At 64.3% G+C, this 26,274-nt stretch carries 24 protein-coding genes; 14 read left to right on the top strand and 10 right to left on the bottom strand.

Annotated elements, in window-relative coordinates:
- Positions 1-133 precede the first annotated feature (133 nt).
- The 8 genes from mdcH to AWB77_RS19630 are packed head-to-tail and all read right to left on the bottom strand — an operon-like array spanning position 134 to position 6,974.
- Positions 134-1,081 carry a malonate decarboxylase subunit epsilon gene (mdcH, locus tag AWB77_RS19665; protein ID WP_244158582.1) on the bottom strand — a complete coding sequence of 316 codons (948 nt, stop codon included), beginning with the start codon at positions 1,079-1,081 and terminating at the stop codon, positions 134-136.
- On the bottom strand, positions 1,066-1,710 hold the full coding sequence (locus tag AWB77_RS19660; protein WP_061136357.1) for a malonate decarboxylase holo-ACP synthase: 645 nt from the start codon (positions 1,708-1,710) through the stop codon (positions 1,066-1,068). Before AWB77_RS19660 ends, mdcH begins: the two co-directional genes overlap by 16 nt.
- An 8-nt stretch (positions 1,711-1,718) precedes the next feature.
- On the bottom strand, positions 1,719-2,534 hold the full coding sequence (mdcE, locus tag AWB77_RS19655; protein ID WP_061136133.1) for a biotin-independent malonate decarboxylase subunit gamma: 816 nt from the start codon (positions 2,532-2,534) through the stop codon (positions 1,719-1,721).
- Positions 2,531-3,373, bottom strand: coding sequence for a biotin-independent malonate decarboxylase subunit beta (locus tag AWB77_RS19650; protein WP_061136132.1), 843 nt, complete (start codon positions 3,371-3,373; stop codon positions 2,531-2,533). Before AWB77_RS19650 ends, mdcE begins: the two co-directional genes overlap by 4 nt.
- Positions 3,370-3,672 carry a malonate decarboxylase subunit delta gene (locus AWB77_RS19645; RefSeq protein WP_061136131.1) on the bottom strand — a complete coding sequence of 101 codons (303 nt, stop codon included), beginning with the start codon at positions 3,670-3,672 and terminating at the stop codon, positions 3,370-3,372. The genes AWB77_RS19650 and AWB77_RS19645 overlap by 4 nt, the downstream gene beginning before the upstream one ends.
- 13 nt (positions 3,673-3,685) lie before the next feature.
- Positions 3,686-4,540 carry a triphosphoribosyl-dephospho-CoA synthase gene (locus AWB77_RS19640; protein WP_061136355.1) on the bottom strand — a complete coding sequence of 285 codons (855 nt, stop codon included), beginning with the start codon at positions 4,538-4,540 and terminating at the stop codon, positions 3,686-3,688.
- 5 nt (positions 4,541-4,545) lie between these two features.
- Positions 4,546-6,207: a malonate decarboxylase subunit alpha gene (gene mdcA / locus AWB77_RS19635; protein ID WP_061136130.1), complete on the bottom strand. Its 1,662-nt coding sequence runs from the start codon at positions 6,205-6,207 to the stop codon at positions 4,546-4,548.
- The gene (locus tag AWB77_RS19630; RefSeq protein ID WP_061136129.1) at positions 6,204-6,974 is read right to left on the bottom strand and encodes a GntR family transcriptional regulator; all 771 of its coding nucleotides are present in this window, start codon (positions 6,972-6,974) and stop codon (positions 6,204-6,206) included. Before AWB77_RS19630 ends, mdcA begins: the two co-directional genes overlap by 4 nt.
- 144 nt (positions 6,975-7,118) lie before the next feature.
- On the opposite strand from AWB77_RS19630, the gene AWB77_RS19625 reads away from it, so the two are divergent.
- From AWB77_RS19625 to AWB77_RS19615, 3 genes are all read left to right on the top strand, one after another.
- Complete coding sequence (locus tag AWB77_RS19625; RefSeq protein ID WP_061136354.1) at positions 7,119-8,432, top strand: MFS transporter; 1,314 nt, start codon at positions 7,119-7,121, stop codon at positions 8,430-8,432.
- Between the two features lie 184 nt (positions 8,433-8,616).
- Entirely contained in the window at positions 8,617-8,964 is a 348-nt protein-coding gene (locus AWB77_RS19620) for a hypothetical protein (RefSeq protein ID WP_061136128.1), read from the top strand.
- 269 nt (positions 8,965-9,233) lie between these two features.
- Positions 9,234-9,608 carry a hypothetical protein gene (locus AWB77_RS19615; protein WP_061136127.1) on the top strand — a complete coding sequence of 125 codons (375 nt, stop codon included), beginning with the start codon at positions 9,234-9,236 and terminating at the stop codon, positions 9,606-9,608.
- 78 nt (positions 9,609-9,686) lie between these two features.
- Here the strand turns inward: AWB77_RS19615 and fabI are convergent, their stop codons facing one another.
- A complete protein-coding gene (gene fabI, locus AWB77_RS19610; protein WP_061136353.1) occupies positions 9,687-10,484 on the bottom strand; it encodes an enoyl-ACP reductase FabI in 798 nt (265 codons plus the stop codon).
- Between the two features lie 253 nt (positions 10,485-10,737).
- On the opposite strand from fabI, the gene AWB77_RS19605 reads away from it, so the two are divergent.
- The 6 genes from AWB77_RS19605 (at position 10,738) to AWB77_RS19580 (ending at position 19,057) form a co-directional block, all read left to right on the top strand.
- Positions 10,738-12,573 carry an extracellular solute-binding protein gene (locus tag AWB77_RS19605; protein WP_061136126.1) on the top strand — a complete coding sequence of 612 codons (1,836 nt, stop codon included), beginning with the start codon at positions 10,738-10,740 and terminating at the stop codon, positions 12,571-12,573.
- Between the two features lie 12 nt (positions 12,574-12,585).
- On the top strand, positions 12,586-13,626 hold the full coding sequence (locus AWB77_RS19600) for a microcin C ABC transporter permease YejB (RefSeq protein WP_061136125.1): 1,041 nt from the start codon (positions 12,586-12,588) through the stop codon (positions 13,624-13,626).
- A gap of 1 nt (position 13,627) precedes the next feature.
- The gene (locus AWB77_RS19595; RefSeq protein ID WP_061136124.1) at positions 13,628-14,743 is read left to right on the top strand and encodes an ABC transporter permease; all 1,116 of its coding nucleotides are present in this window, start codon (positions 13,628-13,630) and stop codon (positions 14,741-14,743) included.
- Complete coding sequence (locus AWB77_RS19590) at positions 14,740-16,338, top strand: ABC transporter ATP-binding protein (protein WP_061136123.1); 1,599 nt, start codon at positions 14,740-14,742, stop codon at positions 16,336-16,338. Before AWB77_RS19595 ends, AWB77_RS19590 begins: the two co-directional genes overlap by 4 nt.
- A gap of 147 nt (positions 16,339-16,485) precedes the next feature.
- Entirely contained in the window at positions 16,486-17,145 is a 660-nt protein-coding gene (locus AWB77_RS19585; RefSeq protein ID WP_061136122.1) for a C40 family peptidase, read from the top strand.
- A gap of 367 nt (positions 17,146-17,512) precedes the next feature.
- On the top strand, positions 17,513-19,057 hold the full coding sequence (locus AWB77_RS19580) for a 2-isopropylmalate synthase (protein WP_061136121.1): 1,545 nt from the start codon (positions 17,513-17,515) through the stop codon (positions 19,055-19,057).
- A 62-nt stretch (positions 19,058-19,119) separates the two neighbouring features.
- On the opposite strand, the gene AWB77_RS19575 is transcribed toward AWB77_RS19580, so the two are convergent.
- Positions 19,120-19,635: a hypothetical protein gene (locus AWB77_RS19575; RefSeq protein ID WP_061136352.1), complete on the bottom strand. Its 516-nt coding sequence runs from the start codon at positions 19,633-19,635 to the stop codon at positions 19,120-19,122.
- Between the two features lie 268 nt (positions 19,636-19,903).
- Between AWB77_RS19575 and AWB77_RS19570 the strand changes: the two genes are divergently transcribed.
- From AWB77_RS19570 to tpiA, 5 genes are all read left to right on the top strand, one after another.
- The gene (locus AWB77_RS19570) at positions 19,904-21,121 is read left to right on the top strand and encodes a branched-chain amino acid ABC transporter substrate-binding protein (RefSeq protein WP_374728703.1); all 1,218 of its coding nucleotides are present in this window, start codon (positions 19,904-19,906) and stop codon (positions 21,119-21,121) included.
- A 163-nt stretch (positions 21,122-21,284) separates the two neighbouring features.
- Positions 21,285-21,554, top strand: a complete 270-nt coding sequence (gene rpsO, locus AWB77_RS19565; protein WP_008341789.1) for a 30S ribosomal protein S15 — start codon at positions 21,285-21,287, stop codon at positions 21,552-21,554.
- 388 nt (positions 21,555-21,942) lie between these two features.
- Positions 21,943-24,081 (top strand): polyribonucleotide nucleotidyltransferase, encoded by a 2,139-nt coding sequence (gene pnp / locus AWB77_RS19560; RefSeq protein ID WP_061136119.1) that lies wholly within the window; start codon positions 21,943-21,945, stop codon positions 24,079-24,081.
- A 191-nt stretch (positions 24,082-24,272) separates the two neighbouring features.
- Positions 24,273-25,289, top strand: coding sequence for an NAD(P)H-quinone oxidoreductase (locus AWB77_RS19555; protein WP_061136118.1), 1,017 nt, complete (start codon positions 24,273-24,275; stop codon positions 25,287-25,289).
- A 179-nt stretch (positions 25,290-25,468) separates the two neighbouring features.
- Positions 25,469-26,242 (top strand): triose-phosphate isomerase, encoded by a 774-nt coding sequence (gene tpiA, locus AWB77_RS19550; protein WP_061136117.1) that lies wholly within the window; start codon positions 25,469-25,471, stop codon positions 26,240-26,242.
- Positions 26,243-26,274 lie beyond the last annotated feature (32 nt).

Here is a 26,274-nt window from a genome sequence, read left to right as displayed (position 1 = left end):
GCGCAAGGATGCGCAGACGCAGCGAAATGCTAATGACAGTCGACTTGTAAGCTACTCGAAAATTCCGATTGTGCTGATAAAAACGTTGCCTACGCCAGCACCAAGCGCGCATCAATCGCGCGCGGGAATCGCATCAATCCTGCGCGCGGCGTAATGCAGCCCGCACGCGGGCGGCCACGGAGGCGGCGGGCACGGTGTCCATCGCGATAGACGCGGCGTCCGGCAACGCCTCGGCCGCGAGTTGGGTGAGCGTCTGTCCCGGCGGCATTTCGACGAACACCTTCGCGCCGAGTTCGGACAGCGCGATCGTCGAGTCATGCCAGCGCACCGGATAGCGCAGATTGGTCGCGAGATCGTCGCGGATAGCGTCGGCGCGGCGCAACACGCGCGCGCCGCGATTGCCGACGTAAGCAATGCGCGGCGTCGCGACGCGCACCTTGGCCGCCGCTTCGATCAGCCGCTCGGCTGCGTCTTCGAGCAGCACGCAGTGCGACGGCACGCTGACGGACAAGCGCTCGGCACGGCGCGCGCCGCGCGAGAGGGCCACGTCGCGGACGGCCGCGAGCGCGGCATCGCTGCCCGACACGACGATCTGACGCGGCGCGTTCAGATTGCCGATGTACGCATCGGCGCCGCTGTCCGCGATCGCGCGGGCGATGCCGCGTTCGTCCAGCCCGAGCACGGCGAGCATGCCGTAGCCGCTTGGCCGCGCCTCTTCCATCAGTTGCGCGCGCAGGCGCACGAGCTTCAGCGCATCGTCGAAAGCGAGCGCGCCGCACACGACCGCCGCGCCATACGCGCCGACCGACAGCCCCGCGACCGCTTCCGGCTCGATGCCTTCGTCGGCGATCGCGCGCGCCGCGGCCACGCCCGCGACGACGAGCGCGATCTGCACGGCGACCGTCGATTTCAGCGCATCGGCGTTGTCCAGTTGGAGCACGTTCGCGCCCAGCACGGCGGATGCCTCGTCGAGCGTGCGGACGATCGCCGGATGCGGCGCATCGCCGCCCAGACGATGCAAAAAGCCCGGCGTCTGCGCGCCTTGTCCCGGAAAGAGATACGCGATCACGACGCCGCCCACGGATCGGTGACGAGACGCGGACCGTCGGCGTGCCGCAGCATCACGCGCAAGCCCGCACGCGATTCTGCGCGCGTGAATTCGGCGAGCGAGAACGCGGCGTCGGGCGTTTCGATCTGCACGTCGATGCGCGCGCCTGCGCGTTGCGCGGCTTGCGCGAGCGCATCGAAGAGCGACGACGCCGTGTCGCGCTGCAAGGGCTCTGGCGCGCGCACGACGATATCGAGGTCGCTTTCACGTGTGATCGTGGGCATCGCGCTCGCGAGTTCGAAGCCCGCGCTACCGGCCGGTCCCCAGTCGAGACCGCATCCTTCGATGATCGGACGCACCGCGCGCAGCAGCGCGAATGCGGGGAGATCGCGGCGCGCCGCATCGGGTTCGCGCGCGCGCAGGTCTTCGGGCGTGAGTATCGCGTCGATATGGCGCGGTTCGAGCCACGCGCCGAAGCGCTCGCTGCGCGTCATGCCGCGCACGCCGACGGCGATCGCATCGACGATGCGCGGCGCGCGCCGCACGACGACGAACGGCGCGCGCACGAGCGATTCGGCGACCCAGCCGGGCGCGTCGCCGAAAGCGGGCGTGCCCGGCGCAATCCGCAGCAAATCGTGCGGACGCAGCGTGCGTTCTCTCATGCGTTCCCTCATGCGCCCCATTGTTCGGCCATGCGCCTGCGCACTTCGATCGACGCCGCGCGCGTGCGTTTCGCATCGGCGGATGCGAGACGGCTCGAAAGATCGCGCGGACCATTGCGCGCATCCTTCACCGCCGCCGCGAGCGACGCTTTTACGCGTTCGATATCGGTGGACGAGGGCGCGTCGGCATCGATGCCATCGATCAGTTCGTGCAGCAGCCCAAGCCGCGCATACGCGCTCATCTTGTACGACATCGGCAAGACGCTGTCGCCGAGCGCATCGAGACTTTCGACGCTGCGGCGCGTGACGCGCGCGGCCGCTTCCTTGCCCATCGCGTGGACGGCCGTGCCGGGCGCATTCAGTGCGACGATGCGGTTCGCCTGATAGCCGTGCGCGAGATACGCGCCCGACATCGCCGGGCCGACGATCAGCGCGATCACCGGATGACCCGCGAGCCGCGCGCTCGCGTAGGCATCGACGGCGGCCGCGCAGGCGAGATGAATGCCGAGCAGTTCTTCACGGCGTCCATACGCCTGACTCTTTACATCGACGATGGCGACGATCGGGCGCTTCACGTCGGCATCGCGATCGGCGCCGATCGTCTCTCGCACCGCGCGCGCGAGCAGCCAGCCTTGTTCGAGCCCGACGACGTTGTCCGTCGCGCGGGGAAAGCGGTTGCGCGCATCGGGCACGACGGCGAAGAAGCTCGCGCGTTCGCCGCCGAGTTCGCCGTCGCGCGCGCGGACCGGGCCGCTTTCGGTTTGCGTCGGAATCGAAGCGAGCGCGTCGAGCCACAGCGCGCCGCGGGAAAGCGTGTCGGTCATGATGCGCCCCACAGTTTGCGCAGCGTTTCGGGATCGATGGCGTCGGGGTTCACTTGCGCGAGCCGCGCGACGAAGCCGTCGACGTCCTCCGTGCGATGTTGCGCGGGCACGCCGCGTCCGAACGCGGCGACGATCGCGTCGCGGACCTGATCGGTGTCGTCTTCGACGAGCGTATCCGCAAGGCCGACGGCGACGCGCTCCTCGCCGCCGATCATCGACCAGATAAGGCGCCGGTCGCCCGAATCGAGTTCTTCGATGCCCGCTTCCTGCTCGATCACTTCCGGCCCGTTCATACCGAGCCGCGCCTGGCGCGTCATCACGAGTTCGGTGCAGAGCGCAGCCGCGAGCGACATGCCGCCGAAGCAGCCGACCATGCCGCCGATCACGCCGACCACAGGCACGTGGACATGCAATGCGACGATCGCCGCCTGAATCTCCGCGATGGCCGCAAGCCCGAGATTGGCTTCCTGCAGACGCACGCCGCCGGTTTCAAACAGCACGACGGGACGGATCGCGCGTCCGGCTTCGATTTCACCGAGCGCCATTTCGAGCGCCGCCGCGATTTTCGCGCCCGATACTTCGCCGATGCTGCCGCCCTGGAACGCCGGCTCGATCGCGGCGATGACGGCAGGCTCGCCGCCGAGCGTGCCGCGCGCAATGACCGCCCCGTCGTCGGACTGGCAAACAATGTTCTGCATCGGGAGCCACGGCGATTCGAGGCGGTCGAACGGCCCGAGCAGCTCGCGGAACGTGCCTTTGTCGAGCAGCGCCCGCGCGCGTTCGCGCGCCGTCAGTTCGATGAAGCTATGGCGCGCGAGAAACGTATCGTGCGCGTTCATGACGTGGCTCCTTCGCTCGCTTCGACGGCTTCGGTGAGCCGCAGCATCACGACGCCGGGCGTCGCGCCGAAATCGTTCAGTTCGAATTTCGCGGCGCCGTCGTAGCGCTGGAAGAAGCGGTCGAGCACGCTCTTCCAGACGTGACCATAGCCGTCGACACTCGTGCGGACGACGACTTCCGCGTGCGCGCCCGGCGAAGGGGAGAGCAGCACTTCGAGATCGCCCGAGCCGACCACGCCCACGTGCGCGCGCTGCGTGACGGGCCGTGTGGCGGGATATTCGTATCGCATGTTTTCCATCGTTCGTTCCTCTTCAGGGCAAGCGCCTGAGACTGTCGAGAAAGAGTGTCGCCGCGAGCAGATCGGCGGCGCCGCCCGGCGATGCGTTCAGCTTCATCAATGCATCGTGAAGTGCGTGCAGCGCGCGACGTCCCGCGCCGCTCGCGACGCCGCCGCAGTCGAGCACCGCGCGCGCGCCCCGCTGCGCCGCTTCGAGCGCGGGCATTCCGCCCCGATGCAGCAAACACGTATCGTCGAGCGACGCGATGATCGCGACGAGCGCATCGAGACGCGCGTCGGATTCGGCGAGACCGCGTGCGCGTGCATCGTCGAGCGCGGGCAGGCCGATGCGCCGCACATGCGCAAAGCCCTCGCGCGCTTCGCCTCGCGCGCCTGTCACGCGAAAGCGTTCGGCGGCGCGCGCGCCGTGGCTCTTCACTGTCGCTATCGGCGCATATCGATCGTCGAAACACGCGATCTTCGCAGCGGAAAAACAGATGGCGTCGATCTCGCCGGGCGCGTTCATCGACGCACCTGCGCTTAGCAATCCGACGATCCAGATCGCGCCGCGATGCGCGTTGCTGCCGCCGGTCGCTTGCATCATCGCGGCTTCGCCTTCGCGGCCGATGCGCGCCAGTTGCTCGCGCAATGCCTGCGACGGCTCCGCGTGCGATGCGGCGCGCGCGATTGCGAGAAAGGTCGGATGCAGGGCGCGCGCGGAACGCAGCATCGTGTCCAGATTGAGATCTCGATGCGCGCCGCTGCCGCGTTCGTCGACGAGCGCGGGCTTCGGCGTGAGACGCGCCTCGGCGATGAGCGCATCGACGGCGCATTGCGCGATGAGCGGCGGCGCGAGCGCGTATGAAACGTCGCGAAGGGCGAGCTTCATCGCGCTCACCAGCTTCTGAAGCGCGCGGGCGGCGCGTAGAGTCCGCCCGACCACGCGACGAGATCGTCGATACTGCGTGCCGCGAGCAGCGAGCGCTTCGCTTCCCCGCGCCGCACGCCCAGATCTTCCGGATACGCGACGATGCCGCGCCGCCTCAACTCCGCCGTCTTCGCGGGATCGGCGCGCATGCCGACAGGCGTCACGCCCGCGACCGCCGCGAGCGCCGCGCGCCGCTCGTCGACGCCTTCGGCCGCATGCAGATACGCGATGCCTTCTTCGGTCACGACGTGCGTGACATCGTCGCCGTAGATCATCACGGGCGCGATCGGCATGCCGCTTTTCTCGCCGACGGCGATCGCGTCGAGCGTATCGACGATCGTCGGCTCGCCGCCTTTCTTGTACGTTTCCGCCGTCTGCACGACGAGCTTGTGGCCGCGCGCGATCTTCGGATTCGGGCCGTCGTCCTTCAGGAGCTTGAGCCAGGCTTCGCTCGAATGACGCCGCCCGCGCGGATCGTGTCCCATGTTCGGCGCGCCGCCGAAGCCCGCGAGCCGCCCGAGCGTGACCGTCGACGAATTCGCGTCGGCGTCCATCTGCAAGGTCGAGCCGATGAACAGGTCGACGCCGTATTGCCCCGCGAGCTGGCAGAACACGCGATTCGAGCGCAGACTGCCGTCGCGGCCGGTGAAGAAGATGTCGGAGCGCGCGGCGATGTAATCCTCCATGCCGACTTCGCTGCCGAAGCAATGCACGCTTTGAACCCAGCCGGATTCGATCGCCGGAATGAGCGTCGGATGCGGATTGAGCGCCCAGTTCGTGCAGATTTTTCCCTTCAGGCCGAGCGACCCGCCATAGGTCGGCAGGAGCAGTTCGATCGCGGCCGTATCGAAGCCGATGCCGTGATTGAGCGCCGTGACGCCGTATCGTTCGTAGATGCCGCGAATCGACATCATCGCCATCAGAATCTGCAATTCGCCGATGTGACGCGGATCGCGCGTGAAAAGCGGCTCGACGGCGAACGGGCGATCCGCTTCCACGACGACATCGACCCACGAGCCGGGAATATCGACGCGCGGCAGTTCATCGACGATCTCGTTCACCTGCGCGACCACGATGCCGTGACGGAACGCGGTGGCCTCGACGATCGTCGGCGTGTCTTCGGTGTTCGCGCCGGTGTACAGATTGCCGTGGCGATCCGCTTGCACCGCGCACACGAGCGCGACCTGCGGCGTGAGGTCGATGAACATGCGCGCATAGAGTTCGATATACGTATAAATCGCGCCGATCTCCAGCAGGCCGTCTTCGAGCAATTGGGCGACGCGCAGGCTCTGCGGTCCCGCGAACGCGAAATCCACCTTGTGCGCGATGCCTTGCTCGAAAAGCGCAAGATGCTCGGGCCGGCTGATGCTCGAGATGAGGAGATGGATGTCGTGCACGCGATCGGCATCGAGCTTCGCGAACGCGCGCGAGAGAAAGTCCGCCTGCTTCTGGTTGTTGCCTTCGAGCGCGACGCGATCTCCCGTGGCGATGAGCGCGCTCAATGCATCGACGATGCGCGCGGCATCGAGCACCGCGCCGTTCATCCACGGCTCGATCAGCTTCAGGCGCCGCGCCTTTTCCTGCGTGCGCGTGTTCCAGTTGCGGGTTTCAGCGATGGCGTCGTTCATTGGTCGGCCCTGGCGGATGTCTTTCGGAAAGATGCGCGGCGCTTTTTCTTGACGTGGCTCGACTGGGCGAGCGCTTGTGCATCGGCGAGAAAACGGTGGAGCAGTTCGCCGGTCGAGAGCAGATGGCGCGCGACCAACGTCTGCGCCTGTTCGATATCGCGCGCGACGAGCGCATCGTAGATCGCGCGGTGCTCGGCATCGGAGGCGTCTTTATGAATCGGCAGCCCGAGCTTCAGCCGCAGATATCGTTCGCCGCGCCGATGCATCTGGCCGATGAGCTCCATCAGGCGCGGACGCTCGGCGGGCGCGTAGAGCGACATGTGGAACTGCTCGTTGCGCACGACATAGAGCGCGGGATCGGGCTCCCGTTCGGCGGCTTCGAGCAGGCGTTTCGCATCGGCGAGCGTTTCGGGCGTGTGATGCGCGATCGCGATACCGATGGCGAGACTTTCGAGCGACGCGCGTATCTCGTAGATTTCGCGCGCTTCATCGGCCGATTGCAGGCTGACGGCGGCGCCGCGATTCGGCTCGATCGTCACCCAGCCCTCGCTTTCGAGCTGGCGGAACGCTTCGCGCACCGGAATCGCGCTTACCGAAAACTGCCGCGCGATCGCGTCCTGGCGCAACGGCTCGCCCGGCAGCAGCGAGCCTTCGACGATCGCGGAACGCAACGCATCCGCGATGAAGCGCGACGTGCTCTGGCGCGGCTCGAACTGCGCGTCGCGGAAGGTGGCCGGATGCGATCCGGCGGAAAGATCTGTCGACATGGCTAGGTGAAAGTGCGGAGTTGTCGTGAGTCGATGTTCAAATATTATATATAAAAATGCACGCGGGACTCCCGGTGCTTTCCCTAGACGCCACAACGAATATTTCTAACCGGCGCGTCGTTCATTCTTTGGAGAGACATGGCCATGCCGACAACGCTGGATCGACAGATAAGCGCCACGCGCGCCACGAAGACGCCGCTGAACCGGTCGCAGATCACCGGTTTCTGGGGCGCGTGGGCCGGCTGGACGCTCGATGGAATGGATTCGTTCATCTACGCGCTCGTGCTCGCGCCGGCGCTCACCGAACTGCTGCCGCGTTCGGGCTACGAGGCGACGCCGGCGAATATCGGCCTTGCCGGCTCGATTCTCTTCGCGCTCTTTCTTGTCGGATGGGGACTCTCGTTCATCTGGGGACCGCTCGCCGACCGCTTCGGGCGCACCAAGGTGCTCGCAGCGACCATCTTCACGTTCGCGATCTTCACCGGGCTCGCCGCGACCGCGCATAACGTGTGGGAGCTCGGGATCTATCGCTTCTGTGCAGGCGTGGGCATCGGCGGGGAATGGGCGCTTGCGGGAACGTATGTCGCGGAGGCCTGGCCGGAGGATCGGCGCAAGATGGGCGCGGGTTATCTGCAGACCGGCTATTACGCGGGATTCTTTCTCGCGGCGGCGCTGAATTACACGATCGGCGCGGCGTTCGGCTGGCGCGCGATGTTCCTGGTCGGCCTGTTTCCGGTCGTCGTGTCGATCATGGTGCTTTTGCGCGTGAAGGAAACCGACAAGTGGGAACGCGCCGAAACCGCCCAGCCGCATGTGAAACACGAGAGTTCATTGAAGGCGATCTTCAATGCGCAATATCGCAAGCGGACGATCGTCGCCGCGGTGCTCTTGACGGTGGCGATCATCGGTCTGTGGGCGGGCGCGGTGTACGAGCCGTCCGCCGTCGTTCAGCTGGCGACGAAAGCGGGCATGGACAAGCATGACGCGGCCCGCATGGCGTCGATCGCGACGGGTCTGCTTTCCATCGGCACGATCGTCGGCTGTCTCGCGCTGCCGCCGATGGCCGAGAAGATCGGCCGCAGGAAGACGCTCGCGGTGTATTTCGTCGGCATGGCGGCGTCGATCGCGCTCGCCTTCGGCTGGGCGTTCTATCTGCCGAACGGGCTGGTGCCGTTCATCGCGCTGCTCGTCGTGCTGGGCTTTTTCGGCGGCAACTTCGCGCTGTTCTCGCTGTGGCTGCCCGAGCAGTTCGAAACCCGCGTGCGCGCGACGGCGTTCGCGTTCTGCACGTCGGTGGGACGCTTCTTCGGCGCGATCGTGAACTTCGGTATCGGCGCGATGGTGCTCAACATGAAGACGCTCGGCGTGCCCATCGCGATCACGGCAGTCGCGTTTCTCATTGGTCTCGCGGTGATTCCGCTCGCGCCTGAAACCAAGGGCCAGGAACTGCCCAACTGACTTTCGCGGCACGTCTGGATACGGCGGCTTTCGCGATGCGAAGGCCGCTTTTTTATGCGCGTTCGATTACTTTTCGTAAGGTTTTCATCCGTAATAGCAGGTTACGAAGTCGAACACTTGGCGCGCCATCCGTCCGATATAGTCCCCTCAACACAACAAACAACCCATCGAGGTGGGGCTTCACATGAACAAGGTATCGAAGGCTTCCGTGCTGGCTGGCGCCGTGATGATCGGCGGACTGGCGTTGTCCGGCGCGGCGCATGCGGGGGTGTCAGTGGGCGTGAATATCGGGGTGCCCGCGCCTGTGTACGTTGCGCCCGAGCCGGTGTATGCGCCGCCGCCGCCGCCCGTCGTGTACGCGCCGCCGCCCGCGCCGGTCTACGCGCAGCCGGCGATCGTGATCGGCTGGCATGGCGATCGTTACTGGGATGGCCGCCGCTACTGGGAGCGCGACGATTACTACCGCCACTACGGTCATGGCCACGGCGAGGGCTACGGTCACGACAACGGCCGCCACAACGGCTGGCATTGATCGTCTCGCGCGGCTGGCGTTCCGATCTCGAGCCACCCGCTCATCGCGGGTGGCTTTTTCATTGCGGCTGCGAAAGAAGAAGGGCGGATTCGCCGCGGAAACAACACCGCCGGAAAATTCCCACTTCCATGCAATGTAACAAAAGGTAAGCTTTCTCCTGACGTAAGGCGCGGATGCGCAAGAACTTACAAAGCTGAAATATTGCGTCGAAAGGTTTTGGTTATATTTCGACGCAAGCAAACAAGCGCAAGAGCGAGGTCCGGTTGCTTATGAAGAAGAATCTCTCGGGACGAATGGTGGCGGGCGTGCTGGCGATCGCCGCGCTGGGCGCGGTGAATATCGCGCGCGCGGCGGACGTGCATGTCGGCGTGAATATCGGCATTCCGGCGCCGGTGTATGTCGCGCCGACACCGGTCTATGCGCCGCCGCCTCCGCCCGTCGTCTATCAGCCCGCGCCGATGTACGCGCCGCCGGTCATCGTCGGCTGGCACGGCAATCGATATTGGGACGGCCGGCGATACTGGAGCCGCAACGACTACTATCGCCATTACGGGCACGGCCGCCCGCCGCCGCCTCCGCCGCACCCGCACGGTCCGCCGCCGGGGCACGGTTACGGGCATGGCGGTCCGCACGGTTATCGTTGAATGATCGTCGCGACACATGAAAAAAGCGCCGCTCACATAACGTGAGCGGCGCTTTTCTTTGAAGCGGGGGATGCGGGCTTATTCCGCCTCGCTGCCCATTCCGCCGACGACCGCGTGGAAGCCCGCGTCGACGTGAACCACTTCCGCGCTCACGCCGCCCGACAGATCCGACAGCAGGAAGGCCGCGACATTGCCCACTTGCTCGATCGTCACGTTGCGCTTGAGCGGCGCGTTTTCTTCGACGAAGTTGAGGATCTTGCCGAAGCCCTTGATGCCGCTCGCAGCCAGCGTCTTGATCGGGCCGGCCGAAATGGCGTTCACGCGCACGCCCTTGCCGCCGAGCGACGGCGATGCGGCCATGTAACGCACGCTCGCTTCGAGCGACGCCTTCGCGAGACCCATCGTGTTGTAGTTCGGCAGCGCGCGCTCGGCGCCGAGATACGACAGCGTGAGCAGCGACGAGCCGTCTTTCAGCAGCGGCAGCGCGGCCTTGGCGAGCGCGGGGAAGCTGTACGCGGAGATATCGTGGGCGATGCGGAAGTTTTCGCGCGTCATGCCGTCGAGGAAGTCACCGGCGATCGCCTCGCGCGGCGCGAAGCCGATCGAGTGCACGAGGCCGTCGAGCGAGTCCCACCGTTCTTTCAGCGATGTGAAGAGCGCGTCGATTTGCGCGTCGTCGGCGACGTCGCAGGGATAGACCATGTCGCTGCCGAACTCGGTCGCGAACTCGGTGATGCGCTCCTTGAAACGCTCGCCGACATACGTGAACGCCAGTTCCGCGCCTTCGCGCTTGCAGGCTTCGGCGATGCCGTAAGCGATCGAACGGTTCGACAGCAGGCCCGTCAGCAGAATTCGTTTTCCAGCGAGAAAGCCCATGAGTGCTCCTTCTTTGATGTCAGTGTCGCGCGCGGGCGATGAAACGGTGCCGCGCGTATCGTGCGGGGCGCGGTCGGCCTGAATGCGCATGCGTGAGCGCAAGCCGGACGGCGCGTGATTTTGGGTAGAATTCTCTCACAACGCAATGCCCCGCCGGGGAATCCCGCGGCATCCTTCAATCGGTTCACGCCGCCCTTCGCGCAAGAGGCACATGACGACTCGCACGACGATCCGCTCATTTTGCGCCTCACGGATGTTCATCGCGCTCGCGCTCGGCGGAACGATCGCGGCGCTCGCGACTCCCGCTCACGCGGTACACGCGATCGCGCAATACGGCGAGCCGAAGTATCCGGCCGGCTTCACGCACTTTGACTACGTGAATCCCGACGCCCCGCGCGACGGCACGCTCGTCCTCGCCAATCCGAACCGGCTGACGAGCTTCGACAAGTTCAATCCGTTCACCTTGCGCGGCAATCCGGCGCCCGGTCTTTCGCTGATGTTCGAAAGCCTGACGACGGGCAGTTCCGACGAAGTATCGACTGCTTACGGCTTGCTCGCCGACGATATCTCGGTCGCGCCCGACGGCATGGCGACCACGTTCCACATCAATCCGAAAGCGCGCTTTTCCAACGGCGATCCGGTCACCGCGCAAGACGTGAAGTTCTCGTTCGAGACGCTGAAGAGTCCGCAGGCCGCGCCGCAGTTCTCCGTCTACTTTGGGCAGATCGCGCGCGCGGTGATCGTCGATCCGCAAACGATCCGCTTCGAATTCAAGACCGCGACGCGCGAGATGCCGCTGCTCGCGGGCGGCATTCCGGTGTTTTCGCGCAAGTGGGGCATGAAGCCCGACGGAACGCGCATTCCGTTCGATCAGATCGCGTTTCAGAAGCCCATCGGCAGCGGGCCGTATCTCATCGACCGGTACGACAACGGACGCACGATCTCGTACCGGCGCAATCCCGATTACTGGGGCGCGGCGCTGCCGGTGCGTGTCGGCACGTTCAACTTCGCGCACATCGACTACAAGCTTTACGGCGATTCGACCGCGCGCCTCGAAGCCTTCAAGGCGGGCGAGTACGACGTGCTCGTCGAGTACATCGCGCGAAGCTGGGTGCGGCGCGATATCGGCAAGCGCTTCGACAGCGGCGAACTCATCAAGCGCGAATTCCCGCAGCACAACGGCACCGGCATGCAGGGCTTCTTCATGAATACGCGCAAGCCGCTCTTCAAGGACGTGCGCGTGCGCCGGGCGCTCGATCTCGCGCTCGATTTCGAGTGGCTCAACCGGCAACTGTTCTTCAATCAGTACAGGCGCATCGACAGCTTCTTCGTCAACACGGATCTGCAGGCCAAAGGCATGCCGAGCGAAGGCGAACTGGCGATACTGAACCCGCTCAAAAAGCAGCTCGATCCCGCCGTGTTCGGCGAGATGCCGCATCAGCCGGACACCGATCCGCCCGGCTCGCTGCGCGCGAATCTCATCAAGGCGCGCGAATTGCTCGCGCAGGCCGGCTGGACGTATCGCGACGGCGCGTTGCGCAACGCGAAAGGCGAGCCATTCGTGTTCGAGATCCTCGACGACACCGGCGGCGGCGCATCGATGGAGCCGGTCGCGGCGGCGTTCGGGCGCAACCTGCAGAAGCTCGGCATCACGATGAACTTTCGCACCGTCGATTACGCGCTGATCCAGAAGCGGCTCGACGCGTTCGACTTCGACATGACGAGCGTGCGCATGCCCGACGTGCAGGTGCCGGGCACCGAGCAGGTCTCGCGCTTCGGCAGCAAGTCCGCCGACGAGCAGGGCTCGGACAATCTCGCGGGCGTGAAGTCGCCGGCTGTCGATGCGATCCTGCAGAAAGTGATTTCCGCGCAGACGCGCGAGCAACTGGTGGACGCGACGCACGCGCTCGATCGCGTGCTGATGAACGGCTACTATGTGGTGCCGCACTGGTTCTCGGCGACGCATCGCGTGGCGTATCGCAATACGCTGGCTTATCCGTCGACCTTGCCGCTCTATTACGGCGCGGACGAGTGGGTCATATCGACGTGGTGGGTTCAATCCAGGCCCGCCGCGCACGCGGCGAAGTAACGAGGACGCGCCATGTGGAGCTACATCCTTAAACGCATTCTCTTGATGATCCCGACGCTCATCGGCGTGCTGACGCTCACTTTCGTCGTGATCCAGTTCGTGCCGGGCGGCCCGGTCGAGCAAGCGGTGCACGATTTGCGGCGCGGCCAGTCCGAAGGCGGTGGCGGCTTCGGGCTGCGTACGCACACGGGCGTCGATGCGCAGCAGGTCGAGCAGTTGAAGAAGCTCTACGGCTTCGACAAGCCGCCGCTGCAACGCTACGTCCTCATGCTCGGCAAGTTCGCGCGCTTCGATCTCGGCGAGAGCTACTTCAGGCATCAGAGCGTGTGGTCGCTGATCGTGTCGAAGCTGCCGGTGTCGATCAGCATCGGCTTGTGGACGTTCTTCATCACGTATCTGATATCGGTGCCGCTCGGCATCGCGAAAGCTGTGAAAAACGGCTCGAAGTTCGACGTCGCGACGAGTCTCGTCGTGCTCGTCGGCTTCGCGATTCCGGGCTTCGTGCTCGGCGTGCTGCTGCTCGTGCTGTTCGGCGGCGGAACGTTCTGGCAACTCTTTCCGCTGCGCAATCTCACGTCCGACAACTGGGCGACGCTCTCGTTCTCCGGCAAGATTCTCGATTATCTGTGGCACATCACGTTGCCCGTGGTGGCGTCGGTGGTCGGCAGCTTCGCCGTCATCACGATGCTCACGAAGAACGCGTTCCTCGACGAAATCCGCAAGCAATACGTGCTGACCGCGCGTGCCAAAGGCTTGAGCGAGCGGCGCGTGCTCTGGAAGCACGTATTCCGCAACGCGCTCTTGCCGCTGATCGTCGGTTTTCCGGCGGCTTTCATCGGCGCGTTCTTCACAGGCAGCTTGCTGATCGAGACGCTCTTTTCGCTCGACGGGCTCGGGCTGCTCTCGTACGAATCCGTCGTGCGGCGCGACTATCCGGTCGTGCTTGGCACGCTCTATCTTTTCACGCTGATCGGCCTCGCGACGAAACTCGTCTCGGACCTGTGCTACGTCTGGGTCGATCCACGCATTCAATTCGAACAATTGGAGCGTTGATTTGAATCGAGCCGCTTCATCGAGATCGTCACGGCGCGACGCCGGCGACGCGCAACCGCTGCGCGGCGAAGCCTCGCTCTCGCCCGGCCGGCGCGTATGGCTGCGCTTCAAGCGCAATCGGCTGGGTTACTGGAGCCTCATCGTTTTCGTGGCGGCGTTCGTCGTGAGCCTCGCGGGACCGCTGTGGTCGAACGACAAGCCGCTCGTCGTGCGCTATCAGGGGCATATGTATTTTCCGCTCGTGAAGACGTATGCCGAGACGACCTTCGGCGGCGATTTCCCGACACCCGCCGATTATCTCGATCCGTTCGTGCGCGACCGCTTCAGCGCGCCGGGCAACTTCGCGATCTATCCGCCGAATCACTATTACTACGACACGCTAAACTATTTCTCGAAGGGCTCGAATCCGGCGCCGCCATCGCGCGAGAACTGGCTCGGCACCGACGATCGCGGCCGCGACGTGTTCGCGCGCCTCGTCTACGGCTTTCGCGTATCGGTGCTGTTCGCGCTCGTGCTGACGGCGATCGGGACGGTGCTCGGCGTCCTTGCAGGCGCGGTGCAGGGTTATTTCGGCGGCAGGATCGATATCACCGGGCAACGTCTCATCGAAATATGGAGCGCGTTGCCGGAGCTTTATCTGCTCATCATCTTCGCGTCGATATTCGAGCCGAGTCTCGTCCTTCTCATCGTGCTGTTGTCGCTGTTCGGGTGGATCGGCCTGTCGGATTACGTGCGCGCCGAGTTTCTGCGCAACCGCACGCAGGACTACGTGCGGGCCGCGCGCGCGATGGGGCTGTCGAACTGGCAGATCATCTGGCGGCACGTGCTGCCCAACAGCCTGACGCCCGTCATCACGTTTCTGCCGTTTCGCATGAGCGGCGCGATTCTCGCGCTGACGAGCCTCGATTTCCTCGGCCTGGGCGTGCCGTCGCCGACGCCGTCCCTCGGCGAGCTGCTCGCGCAAGGCAAGGCCAATCTCGACGCGTGGTGGATTTCGCTGTCGACCTTCGGCGTGCTCGTCGCGATGCTGCTCTTGCTCACCTTCATGGGCGACGCCTTGCGCAACGCGCTCGACACGCGCATCTCGGATGCGGTGAAAGCCGGAGGCGGACAGTGAGCGAGCCGCTACTTTCGATCGAAGACCTGCGCGTGCGCTTCGGCGACACGCTCGCGGTCGATGGCGTCAATCTCGACATCCGCGCGGGCGAGCGTGTGGCGCTCGTCGGCGAGTCGGGCTCGGGCAAGAGCGTGACGGCGCTCTCGGTGCTGCGTCTCGTGCGCGACGCCGAAGTGAGCGGATCGATCCGCTTCGACGGCGAGGAATTGCTCGGCAAGAGCGAGCGCGCGATGCGCGGCCTGCGCGGCTCCGACATCGCGATGATCTTTCAGGAGCCGATGACCGCGCTCAATCCGCTCTACACGGTCGGCGACCAGATCGGCGAGACGATCCGGCTGCACGACGGCGCGAGTCCGCGCGAGGCCAGAAAGCGCGCCATCGCGCTGCTCGCGCGCACGGGCATCACCGAGCCGGAGCGGCGCGTGGACAGCTATCCGCATCAGTTGTCGGGCGGGCAGCGCCAGCGCGTGATGATCGCGATGGCGCTCGCGTGCCGGCCGCGCCTCCTGCTCGCGGACGAGCCGACCACCGCGCTCGACGTGACGATCCGCGCGCAGATCGTCGAACTGCTGCTGGAGCTTCAACGCGACGAAGCGGCGAAACGCGGCATGGCCGTGCTGCTCATCACGCACGATCTGAATCTCGTGCGGCGCTTCGCCGAGCGCGTAGCGGTGATGGAGAAGGGCGTGCTCGTCGAAAGCGGCGCGGTGTCGGAGATTTTCACGTCGCCGCAGCATCCGTACACGAAGCGGCTCATCGAGAGCAGGCCAAAGCGCGGCGTGCTGCCGGTGCTGCCCATCGCACCGGTGTTGCTCGACGCAAAAGACGTGACCGTCGATTACCCGACGCGCCTGCCGGGCTTCGCGGGCTGGTTCCGGCGCGGCCGCTTCAAGGCCGTCGACGACGTCACGCTGAACGTGCGGCAAGGCGAAACGCTCGGCATCGTCGGCGAGTCGGGATCGGGAAAATCGACGTTCGCGATGGCGCTGCTCGGGCTGCAGCGCATCTCGACCGGCACCGTGCAGTTTCAGGGCCGCGCCATCGAGGATTTTCGCGGACGCGAAAAAACCGTGCTTCGCTCGAATCTGCAAGTGGTGTTTCAGGACCCGTTCAGTTCGCTGTCGCCGCGGCAGACGGTCGAGCGCATCGTCGGGGAAGGGCTCGCGCTGCATCGCCCGGAACTCGATGCCGAAGCGCGCCGCGCGAAAGTTATCGCGGTGTTGCGTGAAGTCGGCATGGAGCGCGCCGCGCTCGACCGTTATCCGCACGAGTTCTCCGGCGGCCAGCGGCAGCGCATCGCGATTGCGCGCGCGCTCGTGCTCGAGCCGAGCATCCTCATCCTCGACGAGCCGACCAGCGCGCTTGACGTTTCCATTCAGACTCAAGTACTTGCGCTGCTGGCCGACATTCAGAAGAAGCACAATCTCGGCTACGTTTTCATCAGCCACGACCTGCAGGTGATCGGCGCGATGGCGCATCGCGTCGCAGTCATGCGAAATGGATTTGTCGTCGAGTCCGGGGATGTAGAGAAGATTTTTGCGAACCCCTCTGACGAATACACAAGAAAGCTTCTGAAAGCATCGCTACTTTCCTAAAAATCTTTCTTTTTCACCAATTGGGTGCCCGTCTCAATTGTATTTTTCTATTTCTTTTGACAGTTAAATACTTTGTGGCTAGTATCCTTCCAAACTTTCACGTATCTCCCTGATTTAGCAGCCTTTAATTGTAAAACCTACCGACCGATGCAGCCACTAAAGATGACTCAGACATGCGCGCGTGCCGCCGCGAGTATGTTAATCGGCCTTCTGATGACAACAACTTCCGGCGCGTTCGCCGACGAAGTCAGCAGTAGCAGCCAAAATGCCGTAAGCGGCATTTTCTCTTCAAGCAAATCCAGCGAAGCAGCAAGCGCAGACGCCGCCAGCACGCCAGGCGGCGCGAAGTCGTTTCTGTCGGGCGTGGCGAGCAAGGCGGGCGACGTCGTCGTCGGCGCGCTCAACATGATCGGCGTGCGCTATCGCTGGGGCGGAAATACCCCGGACTCCGGGCTCGATTGCAGCGGCTTCGTGCGCTACGTTTTCCAGGACACGCTCGGCATGACCTTGCCGCGCCGTGCCGAGGAAATGAGCCGCGTCGGCGAGAAGGTGACCGTCGCCGATCTCAAGCCAGGCGATCTCGTGTTCTTCAACACGATGCGCCGTTCGTTCTCGCATGTCGGCATCTATATCGGCGACAACAAGTTCGTGCATTCGCCGTCTACCGGCAGCACGATCCGTGTCGACGACATGGAAGACGGCTACTGGGAAAAGCGCTTCCAGGGCGCGCGCCGCATCGAGAACGCGCAAGTCGGCGACGGCGCGGAACTGCGTCAACGCGTGAGCGCGTCGATCGGCGGTTATTGATCTTCTTGCCGGCATCACGAAAAGCCTGCCTCCTCACGGACGCAGGCTTTTTTGTATTGCGCGCGATGCCCGACTTCCGGTGCGCAGCGTCAATCGGCGCGATCGGAAAGCCTCATTGCACGCGCCTTTAAAAGCCGTTATAGTTTTTGAATGGACTTTTTCTCGTTCCCCTTCTCGCTGTTCCCGGCTGGTGCGCTGCTACGTGCACTATCGCTGCTAGCGCGCCTACCGCGCTGAATCTTCACGCCTCCCGTCTGCTCGTCCCTTCAGGTTTTCGACGCCAGCGGTGGCGCGAACGCCCGGATTCCCTTTTGAGTTTCGGCTCGATATCTCAAACAATCGATAAATCTCCCCACAGGAGCCCAACATGGCAGCAGACAAGTTGATCATCTTCGACACGACCTTGCGCGATGGCGAGCAGTCCCCCGGCGCGTCGATGACGAAGGAAGAGAAGATCCGCATCGCGAAGCAACTGGAACGCATGAAGGTCGACGTGATCGAGGCGGGTTTCGCCGCCAGCTCGAACGGCGATTTCGACGCGATCCACACGATCGCGTCGCTCGTGAAGGACAGCACCGTCTGCTCGCTCGCCCGCGCCAACGACAAGGACATCCAGCGCGCCGCCGATGCGCTCAAGCCCGCCGGCCAGTTCCGCATCCACACGTTCATCGCCACGTCGGCGCTGCACATGGAGAAGAAGCTGCGCATGACGCCGGAGCAGGTCTACGATCAGGCGCGCCTCGCCGTGCGCTTCGCGCGCAAGTTCACCGATGACGTCGAGTTCTCGCCCGAAGACGGCAGCCGCTCCGACATCGACTATCTGTGCCGCGTGCTCGAAGCCGTGATCGACGAAGGCGCGCGCACCATCAATATCGCCGATACGGTCGGCTATGGTGTGCCGGAACTCTACGGCCACCTCGTCAAGACGCTGCGCGAACGCGTGCCGAATTCCGACAAGGCGATCTGGTCCGTGCACTGCCACGACGACCTCGGCATGGCGGTCGCGAACTCGCTCGCGGGCGTGCAGATCGGCGGCGCGCGTCAGGTCGAATGCACGATCAACGGTCTGGGCGAGCGCGCGGGCAATACGTCGCTCGAAGAGATCGTGATGTCCGTGAAGACGCGCAAGGACTACTTCGGCCTCGACCTCAACATCGACACGACGCAGATCGTGCCCACGTCCAAGCTCGTCTCGCAGATCACCGGTTTCGTCGTGCAGCCGAACAAGGCGGTCGTCGGCGCGAATGCTTTTGCGCACGCGTCGGGCATCCATCAGGACGGCGTGCTGAAAGCGCGCGACACCTACGAAATCATGCGCGCGGAAGACGTGGGCTGGAGCGCGAACAAGATCGTGCTCGGCAAGCTCTCGGGCCGCAACGCGTTCAAGCAGCGTCTGGAAGAGCTGGGCGTGACGCTCGAATCGGAAGCCGACGTGAACGCGGCGTTCGCGCGCTTCAAGGATCTCGCCGACCGTAAGGCGGAAATCTTCGACGAAGACATCATGCAGATCGTCTCCGAGGAATCCGCCGAAGCACAGGCGAAGGAGCATTTCCGCTTCGTGTCGATGAAGCAGCATTCGGAGACCGGCGAGCAGCCGCAAGCGAAGGTCGTGTTCGCGGTCGAAGGCACCGAAGTGACGGGCGAGGCGGGCGGCAACGGCCCGGTCGACGCGACGCTGCACGCGATCGAGTCGAAGGTCGCGAGCGGCGCGGAACTCGTGCTGTATTCGGTCAACGCGATCACGACCGGCACGCAGGCGCAAGGCGAAGTGACGGTGCGTCTGTCGAAGAGCGGGCGCATCGTCAACGGCGTGGGCACGGATCCGGATATCGTCGCGGCATCGGCGAAGGCGTACATCGCCGCGTTGAACAAGCTGCATTCGAAGGTCGAGAAGCTCAATCCGCAGCTTTGATTCCGTCGCCGGACACGCAACAAAGCCCTCTTCGGAGGGCTTTTTTTGTTGCGCCGATGCGCTCAGAACAGATTGCGCCGGTCGGGATCGTGCAGCGGATCGGGCGTTTTCTGCGTCAGCCGCAGGATGCCCTGATCGTCGAAATAGAAGTTGTACATCAGATACCAGACGTTCGCTTCCATGTAGCGATAAGTCCAGACCTCGCGCTTCATCAATGGAAAGTACGACGTTTCCACCGGCCGCCCGAAGTTGACGAGCACGTCTTTCTTCGTCCAGGTGCCGATCTGCGCCTTATAGAACTCGTTCTCGTCGAGCACCTGCCGCACGTTCACGATCTTGCCGGAAGCGTCGATATCGGCGGCGGTCGTGAATTCGCCGAGCGGCTGCGTCGGCCACATGAGGCGCTTGCCGCCGTCGGGCAGATCGTAGATTTCGCGCGGCGGGCCGAGTCGCGCGGTGATAGTCGATGCATCCGCGCCCGCCTGATAGTTCTGCCACGGCTGCGCGCACGCGGACAGAAGAAGCGTGGCGCCCGCGCATGCGAGCGACGCGCGCATGCGGTTGAGTTTGTGCAGCATTGAAGCCTCCACGTGCTGGCTCCCCGCTTGCGCGAGCAGCGTTCGTTCGATGTTTCCCGCAATTTTGACACGCGCGCGCTGCAAGACGCGCTCCTCGACATCGCAACATTCGAGCCGATGTGTCGGCAATGGCGGGCTTGCGCCGCGTGCCCCGTGCGGCCTATGATCCGCGCTTTCGACGCATTCGCGGGAACTCATGAAGAACGGAATCAGCGTGCGCGCAATGCGATGGCTGCGCAGCGCGGCATCGGCGTGTGTCGCGGTGTCCATGACGGCGCAGGCCGCCGGTTTGCCGCCCGTCAAGCTCGCGCTGATCGAAGGCATGTCCGGCCCGTTCGCGAACGCCGGCGCGATGGTCGAGCGCAATCTGCGCTTCGGCGTCGAGCGCGTGAATGCGCGCGGCGGCGTGAAGCTCGCGGACGGCGCGCATCCGCTGGAACTCGTCGTGCTCGACGGCAAGGGCAGCAGCGAGGCGAGTCTCGTGCAGCTTCGCGCGGCGATCGACGGGAAAATCGGCTTCGTCATGCAGGGAAACAGCTCGGCGGTGGCGGCGGCGCTCGTCGCGGCGATCGATAAACAGAACGCGCGCGAACCGGATCGGCGCGTGCTGTTCCTCAACTATTCCGCCGACGATCCCGCGCTCACCAACGACGCGTGCAGCTTCTGGCATTTCCGCTTCGACGCGCACGCCGGCATGCGCATGGACGCGCTCGCCGACGCGCTGAAAGACGATCGCGCGGTGAAGAAGGTCTATCTGCTGAATCAGGATTACAGCTTCGGCCACGACGTGAGCCGCGAAGCGCAGCGCGCGCTCAAGGAAAAGCGGCCGGATATCGCGATTGCCGGCGACGAGTTTCATCCGGTCGGACGCGTAAAGGATTTTGCGCCGTACATCGCCAAAATTCGCGCGAACGGAGCGGATGCCGTGATCACCGGAAACTGGGGCAACGATCTGGCGCTTCTGGTGAAAGCGGCCCGCGAGCAGGGACTCGACACGAAGTTCTACACGTTCTACGGCAATAGCCTCGGCGCGCCGGCGGCGTTGGGCGAGCCCGGCGTGAAGCGCGTGATCGCTGTCGCGGACTGGCATCCGAATGTCGGCGGCGCGGCGTCGGACGCGTACTACCGGGCGTTTCGGGCGCGCTATCCCGCCGCGGCGGACGATTACCTGCTCGCGCGCATGCCGCTGATGATCGAAATGCTCGCCGCCGCGATGACGCGCGCGAAAAGCGCCGACCCGCTCGCGGTCGCACGCGCGCTGGAAGGCATGAAGTACGACGGCGAAGGTTTTCATCCGATGACCGTGCGCGCCGACGATCATCAGGTGATTCAGCCCCTTTATGTTATCGAGATGGACAAGGCGGGAGCGCAAGGCGTCGCGCTCGACAATGAAGGTTCGGGTTACGGTTTCCGCACGTTGCTGAGCGTTCCCGCCGACAAAACCGCGCAACCGACCACTTGCCGGATGCCGCGCCCTGCGCGATGAACGTCCGAGTGGTTCCGGCGCGCGGAAGTCCTTCGGCGGGACACCGCGCTGTGCTATACTCTGCGCTTCGTTTTTGGCGCATCGCCGGAAGCGATTCATTTATTTGTAATCCACGGCACGGCCTTTCTTCCGTGACCGCCTGTCAGAAACAAAGGAAAAGCAAATGTCCGTAGCAGAAATCAAGAAGTCCGACATCGTCGCTGAATACGCACGCGGCGCCAACGACACCGGTTCTCCCGAAGTGCAAGTCGCACTGCTCACGAGCCGCATCAACGAACTGACCGTTCACTTCAAGTCGCACTCGAAGGATCACCACAGCCGCCGCGGTCTGCTGCGCATGGTGAGCCGTCGCCGTAAGCTGCTCGACTACCTGAAGGGCAAGGACGCGGATCGTTATCGCTCGCTGATCGAGAAGCTGGGTCTGCGCAAGTAAGTGGCGTCAGGCGTGGCTTTGCGGCCAACGTTCTAATGAAGTGCCTGTGTCAGTCCGCTGATACAGGCACTTTGTTTTTGTGCGTTTCGGCCGTGAAGTGGTGCCCGATCGCGTTCTTGTCAATGGGCGCCGCGTAGTTGCTTCATAGTCCGATTTACAGCCGGATTCATAGCCGGCGCTTCAGCAGTTCACACGCTTTACGCCGGATGATTCCATCCGGTCCGACACTCGGTCCAGCCTCGCAGCGGAGCTTTGTGTCATTCCAGCGCGACGACGTTCATCGGAGCGCATCGCGCTGGAATGGCATAACACACCTCTCAAGCGTGGCTCCGGACCTTCCCGCACGCGCCAGTGGACCGGCGCGGCGCAAAACGTAGAAGGAGTCGAAATGTTCAATAAGATCGTCAAGGAATTCAAGTGGGGGCAGCACAATGTGCGCCTCGAAACGGGTGAAATCGCGCGTCAGGCAAGCGGCGCGGTTGTCGTCGATGTCGAAGACACCGTCGTGCTCGCGACCGTCGTCGGCGCCAAGACCGCCAAGCCGGGCCAGGATTTCTTCCCGCTGACCGTCGACTACCTCGAAAAGACCTATGCCGCCGGCAAGATTCCGGGCGGCTTCTTCCGTCGCGAAGGCCGTCCGTCGGAAGGCGAAACGCTGATCTCGCGCCTGATCGATCGCCCGCTGCGTCCGCTGTTCCCGGAAGGCTTCTATAACGAAGTGCAGGTCGTGATCCACGTCCTGTCGCTGAACCCGGATGTTCCGGCCGACATTCCCGCGCTGATCGGCGCATCCGCCGCGCTCGCCGTGTCGGGCCTGCCGTTCAACGGTCCGGTCGGCGCCGCGCGCGTCGCCTACATCAACAACGAGTACGTGCTGAACCCGACGCGCCCGCAGATGAAGGAATCGGCGCTCGATCTCGTCGTCGCGGGCACGGAGCGCGCGGTGCTGATGGTGGAATCGGAAGCGCAGCAGCTCTCCGAAGAAGTGATGCTCGGCGCGGTCGTGTTCGGTCACGAGCAGATGCAGACCGCCATCGACGCAATTCATGAACTCGTGCGCGAAGGCGGCAAGCCCGAGTGGGACTGGCAGCCGGCGCCGAAGAACGAAGCGCTCATTTCGCGCGTCACCGCAATCGCTCAGCCGGAACTCGAAGCCGCTTATCAGTTGCGCAACAAGTCCGCGCGTTCGGCCAAGCTGAAGGAAGTGTACGCAGCAACGTCGGCGAAGCTGGAAGAAGAAGCGGCCGCTGGCGGCACGGTAGCCGCCGACAAGGCGACCGTCGGCAACGTCCTGTTCGACATCGAAGCGAAGATCGTCCGCACGCAGATCCTGAACGGCGAGCCGCGTATCGACGGCCGCGACACGCGCACGGTGCGTCCGATCGAAATCCGCACGGGCGTGTTGCCGCGCACGCATGGCTCGGCGCTCTTCACGCGCGGCGAGACGCAGGCGCTGGTCGTCGCGACGCTCGGCACGAAGGGCGACGAGCAGAGCATCGACGCGCTTGAGGGCGAATACCGCGAGCGCTTCATGCTCCACTACAACATGCCGCCGTTCGCGACGGGCGAAACCGGCCGTGTCGGTTCGCCGAAGCGCCGTGAAATCGGCCACGGCCGTCTTGCGAAGCGCGCGCTGGTCGCGTGCCTGCCGAGCGCCGACGAATTCGGCTATTCGATCCGCGTCGTGTCGGAAATCACGGAATCGAACGGCTCGTCGTCGATGGCTTCGGTCTGCGGCGGCTGTCTCGCGCTGATGGACGCCGGCGTGCCGATGAAGGCGCACGTCGCGGGCATCGCAATGGGCCTGATCCTCGAAGGCAACAAGTTCGCGGTTCTGACCGACATCCTCGGCGACGAAGATCACCTCGGCGACATGGACTTCAAGGTGGCCGGCACGTCGCAAGGCGTCACCGCGCTGCAGATGGACATCAAGATCCAGGGCATCACGAAGGAAATCATGCAGGTCGCGCTCGCGCAGGCGAAGGAAGGCCGCATGCACATCCTCGGCAAGATGACCGCCGCCGTGCCGACCACGAATACGGAATTGTCGGACTACGCGCCGCGCATGATCACCATCAAGATCAATCCGGAGAAGATCCGCGACGTGATCGGCAAGGGCGGTTCGGTGATCCGCGCGCTGACGGAAGAGACCGGCACGACCATCGACATTTCGGACGACGGCGTCGTGACGATCGCGAGCACGAGCGCGGAGGGCATGGCCGACGCGAAGAAGCGCATCGAGAACATCACGGCCGAAGTGGAAGTCGGTCAGGTCTATGAAGGCCCGGTGCTCAAGCTGCTCGACTTCGGCGCGATCGTGAACATCCTGCCGGGCAAGGACGGTCTGCTGCACATCTCGGAGATCGTCAACGAGCGCGTGAAGGACATCAACGACTATCTGAAGGAAGGCCAGATCGTGAAGGTCAAGGTCATCCAGACGGACGAAAAGGGTCGTGTGCGTCTGTCGGCAAAGGCGCTTCTGAACGAAGGCGCACAGCAGGCGGAACCCACGCACCCGCAGCAGTAATGCGGTAATGTGTAGACGGCCGGCCGCTTTTGCGAGCCGGCCGTTTTCATGTATGACGCTCGGCACGCTATGCATTGTCCGACGCGTCATCGGACTCGATGGCAGTGTGTGGAGCGCCGATTGCTTCGAGGCGCGCGCAGTACCATCCGGTCCGGATGCACACTAACGCTTGGGCGGTACAGGGAGAGGATATGAAGGCCATCGAAATCACTGAGTTTGGCGCACCCGAAGTCCTGAAGCTGGGCGAACGTCCCACACCCGCGCCGGGCAAGTGTGAGGTATTGATCAAGGTGGCCGCGTCCGGCGTGAACCGACCCGACGTGTTCCAGCGCAAAGGCGCTTATGCGCCGCCGCCGGGCGCATCGGACCTGCCGGGGCTCGAAGTGGCGGGTGAAATCGTCGATGGCGATTTCGATCCGAAGCACAACCCGTTCGGTCTTAAAAAGGGCGATCGCGTCTGCGCGCTGCTCGCGGGCGGCGGCTACGCCGAATATGCGGTCGCGCCGCTCGAACAATGTCTGCCGGTGCCGAAAGGGCTGTCGGACATCGAGGCGGCGTCGTTGCCGGAGACGTTCTTCACCGTGTGGAGCAACGTGTTCGAGCGCGCTCATCTGGGCGCGGGCGAGAATGGCGAGGAAGAAACGCTGCTCGTGCAGGGCGGATCGAGCGGCATCGGCGTGACGGCGATTCAGATCGCCAAGGCGCTCGGCTTTCGTGTCTTCGCCACCGCCGGCACCGACGAGAAGTGCCGCGCGTGCGAGGCGCTCGGCGCGGAGCGGGCGATCAACTACAAGACGGAAGATTTCGTCGAAGTGGTGAAGTCGCTGACGAACGACCGCGGCGTCGACGTGATTCTCGACATGGTCGCCGGCGACTATCTCCCGCGCGAGCTCAAGGCGCTGGCCGACGGCGGGCGCATCTGCGTGATCGCGCTGCTCGGCGGCGCGAAGGCGGAAATCAATCTGAACGACGTGTTGCGCCGCCGTCTCGTCATCACCGGCTCGACGCTGCGTCCGCGGCCGGTCGCATTCAAGGCGAAGCTCGCGGCGAAGCTGAAGGAACGCGTCTGGCCGGAAATCGAGGCGGGACGCATCAAGCCGGTGATTCACCAGGTCTTCCCCGCGCACGAGGCCGCTGCCGCGCACACGCTGATGGAAAGCAGCACGCACGTTGGCAAGATCATGCTCGACTGGCGCGAGGACGCGTGAGGTTTTCGCACGAAAAGCGGCGCTTCGTGTCGCGGCCCGCTTTTGACGGTTTGACCGGCTTCGCCGGAACACAGTAAAATCGGCTGTTTTGCAGGCAGTTCGCAGTTCGTAGCGGTTCATTTCAATAACGGGCGGCTGATCACTTGCATGGGACAAGCCGCCGTCGACTGACGAGACATATGTCCAGAGAACGAGCAAAACTGGTGGTGGGCAACTGGAAGATGCACGGCCGCATCGGAGACAATGCGACCTTGCTGACGGAAGTCGCCGCGGGCGCATCGGCTTTGCAAAAGGGCGTGAGCGTCGGCGTATGCGTGCCGTGTCCCTATCTCGCGCAATCGCAGGCGCTTCTGAGCGGCTCGGTCGTGCGATGGGGCATCCAGGACGTGTCGGCGCATACGGGCGGCGCGTTCACCGGCGAAGTCGCGGCCGAAATGGCGGCGGACTTCGGCGTGACGTACGCGATCGTCGGACATTCGGAGCGACGCGCGTATCATCGCGAAAGTCCGGAACTCGTCGCGTCGAAAGCGCAACGCGCGATCGAAGCGGGACTCACGCCGATCGTCTGCGTCGGCGAAACGCTTGAAGAGCGCGAGGCGGGCACGACCGAGCAGATCATCGGCACGCAACTCGACGCCGTGTTGCTGATGCTCACGCAGGAGCAGGCGGCGGGCATCGTGGTCGCGTACGAGCCGGTCTGGGCGATCGGCACGGGCAAGACGGCGCGCCCGGGTCAGGCCCAGGACGTTCATGCTTTCCTGCGTCACAAGTTGCTCGAGAAGGGCGCGGCGGTGGCGAACGTGCCGGTCTTGTACGGCGGCAGCGTGAAGCCCGAAAACGCGGAAGAGTTGTTCGGGCAGAAGGACATCGACGGCGGGCTGATCGGCGGCGCGTCGCTGAAGTCGAAGGATTTTTTGGCGATCTGCCGTGCGGCGCAATCCGTGACGCATTGAGCGGTGAGCGTGCAGGGCAGGCGAAAGAGCAT

This window comes from Caballeronia fortuita (assembly GCF_001544835.2).
In the GTDB taxonomy this organism is placed as follows: domain Bacteria; phylum Pseudomonadota; class Gammaproteobacteria; order Burkholderiales; family Burkholderiaceae; genus Caballeronia; species Caballeronia fortuita.
This window is presented reverse-complemented; position numbering and strand designations above follow the sequence as displayed.

Excerpts from the sequence above, each read along its gene's own strand:
- AWB77_RS19660 (WP_061136357.1), bottom strand. The coding sequence starts at position 1,710 with ATGAGAGAACGCACGCTGCGTCCGCACGATTTGCTGCGGATTGCGCCG.
- mdcE (WP_061136133.1), bottom strand. The coding sequence starts at position 2,534 with ATGACCGACACGCTTTCCCGCGGCGCGCTGTGGCTCGACGCGCTCGCT.
- AWB77_RS19650 (WP_061136132.1), bottom strand. The coding sequence starts at position 3,373 with ATGAACGCGCACGATACGTTTCTCGCGCGCCATAGCTTCATCGAACTG.
- AWB77_RS19645 (WP_061136131.1), bottom strand. The coding sequence starts at position 3,672 with ATGGAAAACATGCGATACGAATATCCCGCCACACGGCCCGTCACGCAG.
- AWB77_RS19640 (WP_061136355.1), bottom strand. The coding sequence starts at position 4,540 with ATGAAGCTCGCCCTTCGCGACGTTTCATACGCGCTCGCGCCGCCGCTC.
- mdcA (WP_061136130.1), bottom strand. The coding sequence starts at position 6,207 with ATGAACGACGCCATCGCTGAAACCCGCAACTGGAACACGCGCACGCAG.
- AWB77_RS19630 (WP_061136129.1), bottom strand. The coding sequence starts at position 6,974 with ATGTCGACAGATCTTTCCGCCGGATCGCATCCGGCCACCTTCCGCGAC.
- AWB77_RS19625 (WP_061136354.1), top strand. The coding sequence starts at position 7,119 with ATGCCGACAACGCTGGATCGACAGATAAGCGCCACGCGCGCCACGAAG.
- AWB77_RS19620 (WP_061136128.1), top strand. The coding sequence starts at position 8,617 with ATGAACAAGGTATCGAAGGCTTCCGTGCTGGCTGGCGCCGTGATGATC.
- AWB77_RS19615 (WP_061136127.1), top strand. The coding sequence starts at position 9,234 with ATGAAGAAGAATCTCTCGGGACGAATGGTGGCGGGCGTGCTGGCGATC.
- fabI (WP_061136353.1), bottom strand. The coding sequence starts at position 10,484 with ATGGGCTTTCTCGCTGGAAAACGAATTCTGCTGACGGGCCTGCTGTCG.
- AWB77_RS19605 (WP_061136126.1), top strand. The coding sequence starts at position 10,738 with ATGTTCATCGCGCTCGCGCTCGGCGGAACGATCGCGGCGCTCGCGACT.
- AWB77_RS19600 (WP_061136125.1), top strand. The coding sequence starts at position 12,586 with ATGTGGAGCTACATCCTTAAACGCATTCTCTTGATGATCCCGACGCTC.
- AWB77_RS19585 (WP_061136122.1), top strand. The coding sequence starts at position 16,486 with ATGCAGCCACTAAAGATGACTCAGACATGCGCGCGTGCCGCCGCGAGT.
- AWB77_RS19580 (WP_061136121.1), top strand. The coding sequence starts at position 17,513 with ATGGCAGCAGACAAGTTGATCATCTTCGACACGACCTTGCGCGATGGC.
- AWB77_RS19575 (WP_061136352.1), bottom strand. The coding sequence starts at position 19,635 with ATGCTGCACAAACTCAACCGCATGCGCGCGTCGCTCGCATGCGCGGGC.
- AWB77_RS19570 (WP_374728703.1), top strand. The coding sequence starts at position 19,904 with ATGACGGCGCAGGCCGCCGGTTTGCCGCCCGTCAAGCTCGCGCTGATC.
- rpsO (WP_008341789.1), top strand. The coding sequence starts at position 21,285 with ATGTCCGTAGCAGAAATCAAGAAGTCCGACATCGTCGCTGAATACGCA.
- pnp (WP_061136119.1), top strand. The coding sequence starts at position 21,943 with ATGTTCAATAAGATCGTCAAGGAATTCAAGTGGGGGCAGCACAATGTG.
- AWB77_RS19555 (WP_061136118.1), top strand. The coding sequence starts at position 24,273 with ATGAAGGCCATCGAAATCACTGAGTTTGGCGCACCCGAAGTCCTGAAG.
- tpiA (WP_061136117.1), top strand. The coding sequence starts at position 25,469 with ATGTCCAGAGAACGAGCAAAACTGGTGGTGGGCAACTGGAAGATGCAC.